Below are 11165 nucleotides of genomic sequence, written 5' to 3'. Positions count from 1 at the left end.
ACATTGACATGGAAATTCCTGTCTATAAAAACTGGGTTCGGCTGCCATTTTTTAGTGGCTTGTAAATCGGGTTTATGGAGCGCCGTTTCTTCCCAACCAGAGAGATACAGTCCTCGTTTATCAAGCATAGCGGCAATGCGTCCAAAGAAGTAATTCCAAAGATCCGCAGGCAGTTTCACTTCAGGATGCTGGGTTTTAAATGCGTTAACTGAAGGTGATCCCGTCCATACGCCTGCAGGCACTTCATCGCCTCCATAATGTATGGTGGAAATTGGCACACCAGCAATTTTGTACATCTCAATCACTTCATCTGTTACGGTTTCCAGGAAATTATAAACAGAAGGCAAGGAAACATCCATTACATTATCATTCCACTTTTGCACTGAACGGTAAACTGAGGTGTCTTTCACATCACGCAAAAGGTAACGTTTAGCCATCAGGGTATCACCTAATTTCTGGTATTTTAAATACCTCGCCTGCATGGAAACAATTGCTGCACGGGCATGTCCTGGCGTTTCAATCTCTGGAATTACCGTAATGTGCCTGTCGTGAGCATATTTTAAAATGTCGATAAAATCTTCTCTTGAGTAAAAGCCGCTGCCTGAAGTTACACCTTCTGTAGGTCCTGAACCATAAGAAGGCATCAATCTTTCCTCCTCATTCATGCTGTGTCCACGCTTTGACCCTACTTCAGTAAGTTCTGGTAAGGCTTTAATCTGCAGTCTCCAGCCCTCATCATCATTAAGGTGCAAATGCAGTGTGTTCAATTTATAGAGCGACAGCAGGTTGAGCAGTTTTAAAATCTCAGCCTTAGGCTGGAAGTTTCTGGCTACATCGACCATCACTCCCCTGAAACCAAATAAAGGCTGATCCATCACTTCTACGCATTTCACTTTAATGGATTTGCCTTTGTTCATCGGCGCAAAGGCATTGGGCGTTAACAGCGTTTTAAGCGACTGAATGCCATAGTGAATTTCTCTGGGTGCACTGGCTGAGATGAGAATTCCAGCAGAAGTGATACTCAGTGTATAAGAATCCTTCTTTACGGTGTTATCATTTTTAAGCCTGATGGGCAATGTTTCATTGGCAGATGTGATGACTGGCTTTTTACCTAGCATAACTTCAAGGTCCTCTGCCAATAGTTGCGCTTCCTTGCTAAAGGCTGGGTCAGCACTAATTTTTACAGATTGATTAATAGTGAAATAACCAGGGGTTTCTCTATAAGAAAGTGGATTGGGGAAAATCTTTGCTTGCTCACTTTGCTTTTGGTCTTTACCTCTATTGTTCAGGTCAAAAAGCTGTGCTGCTGAGCGTTCTTTATCGCCCGCAAAGCGCTTCATCTTCTGCTCGTCAGTAGGTGCAACAATCCTGGGCTCCCCTAATGGGAATCCTTTTTCCGGTGCATCATCCCAAACCAGGTAAAATCCATTGGGTGCATCGGTATAATTGATGACCCATGAATTTGAAACATAGCGCTGTTCTATTTTCGCATTCTGACCAAGTCCTTTAAAAGCTTTAGCCGGTGACAGGTAATACAGCCCTCCATTAACATGCGTAATGTTAAAATTGATGTCTGGTGGAAGGGCTTCCATCTTCTTTCCGAAGTTAAAGTAGATTCGCCAGCCTGTACCTGGTAAAGCTTGTCCCTGGTTAAGTATACTGATTCCAGCTAATGTCTGGTCTTTTCCAAGATAATGATTTTCATAGACATGCCAGCTGATTTCTAATTTTGGTATTTCTGGATGTTGCTGCCGAGGAGTTGCCAAAGCAACGCTTGCCTGAAGGAATACAGTGAGTAGAAATAGGATTCTGCGCATTTTTTTTCTTTTTGGATGGATGATTACTTGAGTCTTTGTAGCCTTGCCTTAAGGACCTTGATTTTTGCACCTCTCAGCTCATTTTCTTGTATGATCTCTGAAGGATACAGCACATTTGCATTAAGTTCAGCAAATTTTTTGTCGAGCACCGCTGTATCTAAGGCTTCTAGTTCTTTGATCAATGCTTTAAGACCTTCGGCCTTCATTTCTGGCGCATTAGCCCTTGATTCTATTGACTGGTAAGAAAGGTATTGAACTCTTATGGCTGCCATTAGGCGGTAATGCTCAAACTCTGCTGCATTTTTCTGCGGACGGAGTGACTTCAACACGTTCAATGCCGTTTTGGTGCTGTCCAGCATTTGATCAATTGTCAGGTTGGTGTTGATAGGTTTTCCCTGGGTAATTTCATAGGGAACAGCAGTAAGTGCTTTAAAGAAAGTTTTTGAGGTGTTTTCATCGAAGCCATATTGGGATTTGCAATATGATGCAATAAATTTGTTTACATCCAGCGGTGCTGCAGACTTTAAACTTTCCTGAAAAGCTGCAATTAGCATGTTAAATCCACTGATGGGATACACACGTCTTATGGCATATAGGTCAACGATGTCTCTGGTGGTCTCAAAAATAGGTGTATACAAGCCTGAAGTAGACCAGGAAGTCATGATGATTCCTTTATAACCCATTTGATCTGCCAAAGGGACAAAATCACTGATATTTTTGAAATGTTTGCTCCATTGGGTAAGGAAAAAGTTATCCGGGTGACTGCGGATGGAGGGAGCACCCCAAATTTCAAAGCCACTTTCCATTAGTTTCTGGTGGTCGCCGAACATGTTCACATCCCAGCCATAATTCCAGTCTACAAAAATGGTTTCCTTAGGCAATGCTTTCAGTGCCTCCGGATATTTTAAGGCAATATCAGCCCAAAGCACAGGTTTTTTACCTAAGCTAATCACAATTTCACAAAGCATTTTGATATAATCTCCATACAATCTTCCAATGCCTACAGCTTTGATTTTTTTCTTAGATTCTTCACCATGACCTAACAGATAAGTTTCATCGCCCCCGATATGGATATATGGAGAGGTATGGGTGGAAATTAAATCTTTATATAAAGAAGTGAAAAGCTGACGTGCCTCTTTCTCCCTTATTGGGTTAACTTGCGAATAGTCTTTTTGATCTTCCCTCAAATCTTTGTATTTGGGATTTCTCAATATATATTCAACATGACCAAAGCTCTGCTGCAAAGGAATTACATTTATTTTAATGGAATTGCAATAAGCAATAAAGGCTTTGACTTCCTCCCTGCTATAGGCCAGGCGGCTTGGAATCAAGGGTTCATTTTCAAAAGGATAGGTGGCCTCCCACTCCATCACTAAAGTATTAATACCGCCTTTACTTAAGTTAAGGGCAAGTTTCTTCAATGCAGGCATTGGAATTGCCTGGATACGAAGGTCGAGATGGAAACCTCGTACGGGAAATTGAAATCCTCCATCCTGAGCTGATGCCTTGAAAAAGGCAACAGTCAGGAGGAGCATGAGAATCAATGTTTTTTTCATAATTAAGTTTTTAGTCCAGGACTAAGGAAGATTGTATTAAAATCAGTTGATGGCAATATCAAGGTTAAGATCAGACTCAAAATAACCGCCATTATGATCTCTTGCTTGAAAAACGATTCTATCAGCACTTCCTGTTCCTCCATAAAGGTATTTAATGGCACCCTTAGCCAGGTCTGCCTGTGAAAAGGAAGCATTTGCTGCCAATGGAATTCCATATTTCACTAAGTATCCAGCTTCAGGACCTTGTTTAACCGTATAAGTAATATTTTTATCGGCGTCACCGTCCATCTTTAAATTATCCAGGCTGAGTGAGGTAATGCCTTCCTGGGCAGACACCTTCAATGTGCTTACCTGCCCCAGGGTAAGTAAGGTTAGTGGCGGCGAGGTCAGCATGATATAAGATGCATAAAGACCAGAAGAAAATTCCCTTGGACGCAGCTTGATAAAGTTATCTACGTTGTGTCTTAAAAAGACATTGATAAACGAGGCTTTATTGGCATATAACTCAGCAACAGCAGAGGTAACATCAAAAGATACCCAGCCTACAGTGGCCCCCGCAACAGGTGTGGTAGACATTGCTATGGAATTGTATTTTGGAGCGTTAGTCCAGGTAACAGCAGTTTCTGACCAGTCAACATTCTCACCCAAATGAGCAGCGAAAGAAAACGTTGTTGCCGATGTCAGTCCGGTATTATAAACATAGACATACATTCTGGCCGATCCAATTTTATCTCCAAAAGTTGGCGCAGGCAGTGGATATTGGAGCAGCCCAATTCGGCCAACAGTAGCATCTGCAGTACTTACGGCTTTAAGATCAATGGTTGCGGCGTCGTTAAAATTAGCGTTTAAGTTACCCGTTCCCCCCCTAATGTATACATCTTTCGTTACAGGGATTTTTTGTGTAGCGGTATTGCCTCCGGGATTAGCCTCATCAGATTTTTCATCCAAAAGCTTATAAAAAGTAAAGGAACCAGTTACATGTGCTATCCCATTATTGAAGTCAAGATCCTGCGACTTTACAAGTGCTGCCGAAGAGCCTAATGTAGAGTTTTGGTTAATGTAAAGTACAAACTGGTCTGACGATGTGGAGGTCCTTGAGTAATAGATAAAATTGCCATTAATGGTTTCTATTTTTTTGGTTTCATTCAGCGCCAGGTCTGTAGATTTTATCCTCCCTTTGATAATCAGATCACTAAGGATATTTTTTAAAATAATGGGAGGTACATCTTCAACGGTTGGATAGCCAATTGCTGACAACAGCTGGCTTACGGCCGCATTGTTAAGCATAACCACACTATATTCGTCGTTTTTACCAAGCATATCTAATAATCCGGCCCGCTTTACGGCAGCAGAGAAAAGGTCTAATGTGGTATGGTCTGAAGTGTGATCTGCAATAAGGAAATCCCTAATGGTTTGCGTCTTAAGGTTAGTACCCGCATCCACCAAAGCACTATCAGTATCTTTCAATAACTGAAATTTGCCGCAGCTAATGGTGGTTACCGCTAGGGAACATACAAGAAGCAGCCTGAAGTAAAGATTTATTTTTTTCATCAGTACATGTATTTTAAGGTTGAAGCTATCATAATTAAAAGGCGATGATTCGTCTTCGTATTATTGGTAATATGAATTTTGATCTAATAAAGAATTTAACCTGATTTCTGTGAGGCTGATTGGCCATAGAAAGTTTTCTGGCACACTTATTCCATTGATCGGTTGAAGTACTTTGATGGCCTTGCCAGTTCTCACCAGGTCAAACCATCTTTTTCCCTCGTAACAAAGTTCACGCGCTCTTTCATCAAGAATTAAATCTTCAATCTGGTCAGTGGTGAGGCCAGCATAAGAAGCCGCAGTATAAGTGCTTGCTCCTGCCCTGCTGCGAATTTGGTTCACTAAAGTCATAGCTCCACTAACATCGCCTGTTTTGTTTAAAGCTTCGGCCCTTAGCAGAATGATGTCTGCCAGTCGATAAATAATGATGTTTTTGTCATCCTGTGTACTTCGGTCAAAACCAGATTTTTCAAAGAACTTAAGAATAGCCCCGGTGGTGCCAAAGTTAATTTTAGAGCGAAGATCGACCGAGGTAAACTTACTAGTGAGGTAACCGCTAGCCTTAAAGAAAGGTTGGAAACCGAGATCCCCATATACAGTAATATAAAATGACCTTGTAGCGCGTTCAGCGAAATTGTAATCTATTTCGAATATAGATTCTGAGGCAAAACCTTTGGTAAACATCTGCGCATAAGGCGTATTGTCAATGAGCTGGGGGTTTACATTGTAATCTATGGTTGACGAGGCACTATAAAGTGAAGTCAGCGAATAAGTGGAATTACTCAGTATTTTCTGAGAAGAGGCCAAAGCATTTTGGTATTGGTGCCTCCACATGTAAAAGTCGGTATACAAAGCATTGAGTGCACCCATGGTAAACTGTGCCCTGGTGGCTGATGCTGTACCATAAGTTGATGGTATAGGTGCCAGACTTGCAGAATCAAGATCTGCCTGGATGCGGCTGTAAACCTCAGTGGTATCTGACCGTGCAATGCTAAAATTCTGATTGGCATCTAACACAGGTTCTGTTACCAAAGGCAGCTTTCCCCATAACCTTGTCATGTAAAAATAGCAGAAGGCACGAAGCGCAAAGGCTTGTGCCCTTACGGTATTATATTCTGCAGTTTTACCTAAATATAAACCTTTTTCTTTCATGATCAGGGTGTTTTTCAAAATCAAATTACTTTGATTAACCACCTGATAAAAGCCATTCCAGCTGCTTACAGGAAGGCTGGAGTTGAGGTTATTCGTTAAAAGGTTAAGCGTCTGTGAACTCAGGGCTAAGGGATTAAGGATCACATTATCTGCCCTTGCCTCGCCATAATAAACTACATTCCTGGCCATTGCAGACTGCAGCAAGTTGTAAGCACCATATAAAGAGGCTGTTGCCTGTGGTGTTTCAGTCCAAAAGTTTGAATTAGAATATGATGTAGTGGGATCGATCTCAAGGGCTTTCTTACAGCCGAATATGGAAAGCAATGCGACCAGCGCAAGGCTGTACATTTTATAATCTTTTGATTTCATAATTAGAGATTAATATTTAATGACAAATTATAGGTTCTGGTTTTCGGAAAAGATCCTCTGTCAATTCCAACGGCAAGTGCATTGGTGGAAGAGCTTACTTCTGGATCGTAACCCGAGTAAGAGCCCCAGGTAAATAGGTTAACCACGGAAATTCCGATGTTAGCATTATTGATCTTTAATTTATTAATGACCTTACCAGATAATTTATAATTTAGGGCAAGGTTCTGTAATCTGATAAATGAACCGTCTTCAACAAAGCGGCTTGAGATAGCATAGTTTAACATAGGATCCGTTTTTACCAATCGCGGAACATCAGTGATATCTCCCTGATTTCTCCATCTCCTCAGCTGGTCGGTGGTAAGATTCTGATCATACGGCGAAGCATCGAGGTTTCGTTTCACCTCATTAAAAACATCATTACCAATATTATAGGTTAATAGAGCCGATAGGGTAAAATTCTTATACGAGAATTCATTCTGGAAACCTCCGCTAAAGTCTGGATTTGGATCGCCAATAACCTGTAAATCAGAATCATTGATAATGCCGTCACCATTTACATCCTCCCAGATCACATCACCACCTTTATAGATGGCACCATTGGCAGATCCCTGGCGATAAGGAAGGCTATTATCTGTATCAGAAGCATATACCCCTAATGATTTAAGTCCGTAAAACACGCCTGCAGGTTGCCCAACTCTTGCCATGTTATATATATTAGGGCGAAAATCCTGGTTGCCCGGCAGGGATAATACTTTATTTCTGTTAAGTGAAAGCGTAAATGTAGAGTTCCATTTAAAGGCCTGGTCTATATTAACGGTAGAAAGGGTAAACTCTAAACCTTTATTCTCCAGGCTGCCGAAGTTAGCAGGCACACTAACATAACCTGTGCTTCCTGGTACGGCAACATCGAATAAAAGCCCGTTAGTTTTTTTCAGGTAAGCATCAGCAGTCAGTCGGATTCTGTTGTCCACAAAGGCCAGGTCAAGTCCTATATTCGACTGTTCTGTCGTCTCCCATTTAAGAGAAGGATTAGGAACGCCATTAGAAATGATGGCCACATTGCCAAGGTAAGTACCTACAGTATAATGCGACCCTTGCCATGCATAATTGCCGATGGACTGATTTCCTGTAATACCAAAACTACCACGTATTTTGGCATCGGTCACAAAGGTTAATGGTTTAAACCATTCTTCCTGAGAGATTCTCCATCCGGCGGAGAAAGAAGGAAAATAGCCAAAACGGTTTTCAGGACCAAACCTTGATGATCCGTCAGCACGCATAACGGCAGAGAAAAGATATTTGCTCTTATAATCGTAGTTTGCTCTTGAGAAAAACGACAGCAAGCTATGCTCCTCAATATCCTGATTATATAAAGAAACAACAGATGTGCCATTGATGGATGTAATGGTGGCATCAATGAGCCCCTTCCCTATGATATTAACTTTATTATCCTGAAACTTTTGATAAGATTGACCAAGCAATACTGTAAGGTGATGGTTCTTACCCAGGGTTTTGTTATAATTTAGTGTATTTTCATTGATAAAGGAATTGTTCTTTCCGGTAGTCAGGTATGAGGAACTGATTTGTCCTTGTGGCAACAAGGATTGTGGGGTAAAGTTTGTTTCTTCTGTGTTAGAATAATCCACCCCTAAAGTAGTTTTAAATTGAAGGCTTTTAGAGAATTTTATCCTTAAATCCTGATTTCCAAATACCCTCCATCTATTGATTTGATTGGCTGCAAGTTCTGCAATAGCAATAGGATTAGGTTTACTACCTTCCAACAAAGGAATAAGCACGCCCGTAGTTGGGTCATAAGGCGTATAAACTGGCATTGTACTTAATGCCTGATAAATAGCACTCTGGTTACTTAAGCCTGTTAGAATTCTATTGTAGTTATTGTTTGAGATGTTAAAATTTGTATTACCTGAGATGGCTTTTGTAACGGTATAGTAGACCTTAGCAGCGGCATAAGTTTGCTTAAACCGGGTATCTCTGATGATGGGGTTTAAGTCTTTGTAACCTGCACTGACAAAGTAATTCATGTTGTTTTCTTTGGAGGCACCTTTAATGCTGACATCTGCCTTGTACTGAAGCGCCTGACGGTACATTAAATCTTGCCAGTTATTATCTTTGGAATAATACGGATGTAAAGAATCTACTACAGAGGCCTTTGTGGTTTCCACACCTGTAAAGTTAAATACGGCATCTTTATAAGCACTCCTGAATTGCGGACCATTAAGCACACCGATTTTTCTGGTGATTTCTGCAAGACTGGCATTGGCTGAAAATTGTATTTCAGGCTTTTTAGTATTGCCACCACTTTTTGTGGTGATAATGATGACACCATTAGAAGCGCGAGAACCATAAATTGAAGCCGTTCCATCCTTTAAAACTTCAATGGATTCTATATTTTGGGGATTAAGGTCTGCAAGGGGACTAAAGGTAGAGGCATCATCCACTAATCCACCGCCATAGGTATCTGAATTGATGGGTACACCGTCAACGATGTAAAGCGGCTGACTGCTACCATTTACAGAAGAAGCACCACGGATTCTTACTGTAGCACCTGCACCGGGCTCACCAGAATTACTGGTAATTTGGAGCCCTGCTATTTTTCCCTGGAGACTGGTATTCACATCGCCGAGCGCATGCGTATCCATCTGTTTAGCACTGATAGAGCCTACTGCCCCTGTAACTTCTTTCACTTTTTGGGTTCCGTAACCTACATTGATAGTTACATTACCCAATTGTTGAGCATCTGGCACAAGCTTAACCACAATGGTTGTACGATCACCAATATTAATTACCTGTCCTTTAAAGCCAATATAATCTACTAATATAGTTGATCCCGGATTTAATAGAATACGGAAATTACCGTTTTTATCTGTTGCTGTACCTGTAGTTGTACCCTGTAAACGAACTGATGCACCAATGAGGCCTTCGCCAGTTTCATCAATAACACGCCCGGTAAAGTTAAATGGACTCCCTGTACCAACCTTAACCTGTGCAAAACTGGTCAAATAGGTCATCAGGAAAAAAGTGATCATTAAGTATATATTTTTCATCAGCATAGATTATATATAATAAGTTGTGAGGCTATCGTCAGCCTACATTCCTTGCGATTGTAAACTGACGATAGATTCAATTAAATTTAGCATCATTGTTAATTAACAACGTTTACGTACACGATGATTGTTAAAAAAATGCTCTCGGTTAGGTTAGGTAGCAGGGGTGAATTTAAAGCTTCGGATGACGATTTCGACTTCTTTACCGTCTGAAGGGGCAAGTCCACGGAATAACCACAGGTTCATTTTTACTGGCATATTAACAGTAGGAATGGTTGCTGCCGGTGGAGTAAATGTTTTGGTGAAGAACATATTCGTATCATCCTGATGGAAACCATTCATACTCTTGATCACAACAGCATCGTTTGTCCAGGTATAGCGGTGCGTACTTGAAGTACCTCCAGATTGCTTCCACTCTGTAGTGGTGCGTTGATGTGTGCCAGTTGTTCCGGATGCAGGATAAACGCTGTAATTTACATTAGGCTTGTTTACATCGCCCCATCTTGCAAATTCTACATCTAATTCATTAAAGCCATCAGGGCCTAAGTAATGAAAAAGGCCAGTAACTACGTTTTTATCTAAAGTACTTATTGGTCCCTGGATCATCCACTGGTAGGTACCATGACCAAAGTTCTTTTCGGAAGTTACCCCTGCACAAGTCCATTTTGCCGACGAACTGTCGTAAGAAAGTTTCAGGTGTAAAAGTCCCGCGTCATCTACCCATGCATTTTTCTCACTCCAGCTGTTTGGACCGGGACCAATACCTGGACCATTTTTGACTATCCAGTTGTAGCCACTAAATTTGATGGTGGAAACGCCAGTGTTCTTTACTGCCGCTACAGTTGACACTTTTTCTGTGGGAACAGACTTAACAATGGGTTGTAAAAGATCCACCTTACAAGCCAGGATAACAGGCAACATTAATAGAAATTTTTTCATTTTGTTTGGTTTAGGTTAAGTTAGGAGGAAGAAATAAGTTTAATGTTGAACTTTATTTTCTTTACATATTGCTAATATATAAAAAAACGTGTACGTACACTATTTTTTCATTTAAATATTTTATAATTTTTAAGGCACAACCATCTGTTTAATAGGTTGTACGAACAATAAAACAGATCTTTAACGCATTGGCACCTTTTTGGTCAATGGTATTAATTATATTCTATCCAACGGACATTTCATCTTTATTATTAAAAAAAGTAAATGAATAATTTGGCTTTTAACGAATATGGCTTTTCAAAAAAAGAAACGGAGGAAGGAATTTCAGGTAACTTAAGAGATAGCTATAATTGTTTCAATCTTGGAATAACATTTGATCAGGGCAAAGCGATATGCGAAATTTTGAAGAAACGAGAAAGCTACTAGAAAATTCCAACATCTATTACTTGATAGCCGTAGGTATGGATAGTAATTATATGTATGTAAATAAGCGCTATTCGAAAGTCTTCGAATCTATTCATGGCAGCCTTATTGGCAAGCACTATTCGACAACCATGCATAAAGATGACCAGGAGATTTGCAAATCGGCATCAGCAAAAGCCTTTATCAATCCAGAGGAGATCATTCCTGCTGTGGTCAGGAAGTTTGATGGAAAAGGTGGATACGTGATTACACAATGGGAATATAAAGCCCTATTTGATGAACAGCAGCAGCCAGCA

The 11165-nt window shown here is 40.6% G+C and carries 7 protein-coding genes; 1 reads left to right on the top strand and 6 read right to left on the bottom strand.

What is annotated here, in order from left to right; all coding sequences use genetic code 11:
* The 6 genes from ACR2F7_RS12065 to ACR2F7_RS12040 form a co-directional block, all read right to left on the bottom strand.
* The coding region (locus ACR2F7_RS12065; RefSeq protein WP_432713811.1) for a family 20 glycosylhydrolase at positions 1-1817 on the bottom strand (1817 nt) is incomplete at its 3' end.
* A gap of 23 nt (positions 1818-1840) precedes the next feature.
* A complete protein-coding gene (locus ACR2F7_RS12060) occupies positions 1841-3373 on the bottom strand; it encodes a family 20 glycosylhydrolase (protein WP_432713810.1) in 1533 nt (510 codons plus the stop codon).
* A 42-nt stretch (positions 3374-3415) separates the two neighbouring features.
* A complete protein-coding gene (locus ACR2F7_RS12055; RefSeq protein WP_432713809.1) occupies positions 3416-4924 on the bottom strand; it encodes a DUF7594 domain-containing protein in 1509 nt (502 codons plus the stop codon).
* A 60-nt stretch (positions 4925-4984) separates the two neighbouring features.
* The gene (locus ACR2F7_RS12050) at positions 4985-6442 is read right to left on the bottom strand and encodes a RagB/SusD family nutrient uptake outer membrane protein (RefSeq protein ID WP_432713808.1); all 1458 of its coding nucleotides are present in this window, start codon (positions 6440-6442) and stop codon (positions 4985-4987) included.
* A gap of 2 nt (positions 6443-6444) precedes the next feature.
* Complete coding sequence (locus ACR2F7_RS12045; RefSeq protein ID WP_432713807.1) at positions 6445-9507, bottom strand: SusC/RagA family TonB-linked outer membrane protein; 3063 nt, start codon at positions 9505-9507, stop codon at positions 6445-6447.
* Between the two features lie 153 nt (positions 9508-9660).
* A complete protein-coding gene (locus ACR2F7_RS12040; protein ID WP_432713806.1) occupies positions 9661-10446 on the bottom strand; it encodes a glycoside hydrolase family 16 protein in 786 nt (261 codons plus the stop codon).
* Between the two features lie 392 nt (positions 10447-10838).
* On the opposite strand from ACR2F7_RS12040, the gene ACR2F7_RS12035 reads away from it, so the two are divergent.
* Positions 10839-11165 (top strand): hypothetical protein (locus tag ACR2F7_RS12035; RefSeq protein ID WP_432713805.1); only part of this gene is annotated, 327 nt, incomplete at its 3' end.

It is taken from the genome of Pedobacter sp. (assembly GCF_045628745.1).
Classification (GTDB): Bacteria; Bacteroidota; Bacteroidia; order Sphingobacteriales; family Sphingobacteriaceae; genus Pedobacter.
This window is presented reverse-complemented; position numbering and strand designations above follow the sequence as displayed.

Excerpts from the sequence above, each read along its gene's own strand:
- ACR2F7_RS12060 (WP_432713810.1), bottom strand. The coding sequence starts at position 3,373 with ATGAAAAAAACATTGATTCTCATGCTCCTCCTGACTGTTGCCTTTTTC.
- ACR2F7_RS12055 (WP_432713809.1), bottom strand. The coding sequence starts at position 4,924 with ATGAAAAAAATAAATCTTTACTTCAGGCTGCTTCTTGTATGTTCCCTA.
- ACR2F7_RS12050 (WP_432713808.1), bottom strand. The coding sequence starts at position 6,442 with ATGAAATCAAAAGATTATAAAATGTACAGCCTTGCGCTGGTCGCATTG.
- ACR2F7_RS12045 (WP_432713807.1), bottom strand. The coding sequence starts at position 9,507 with ATGAAAAATATATACTTAATGATCACTTTTTTCCTGATGACCTATTTG.
- ACR2F7_RS12040 (WP_432713806.1), bottom strand. The coding sequence starts at position 10,446 with ATGAAAAAATTTCTATTAATGTTGCCTGTTATCCTGGCTTGTAAGGTG.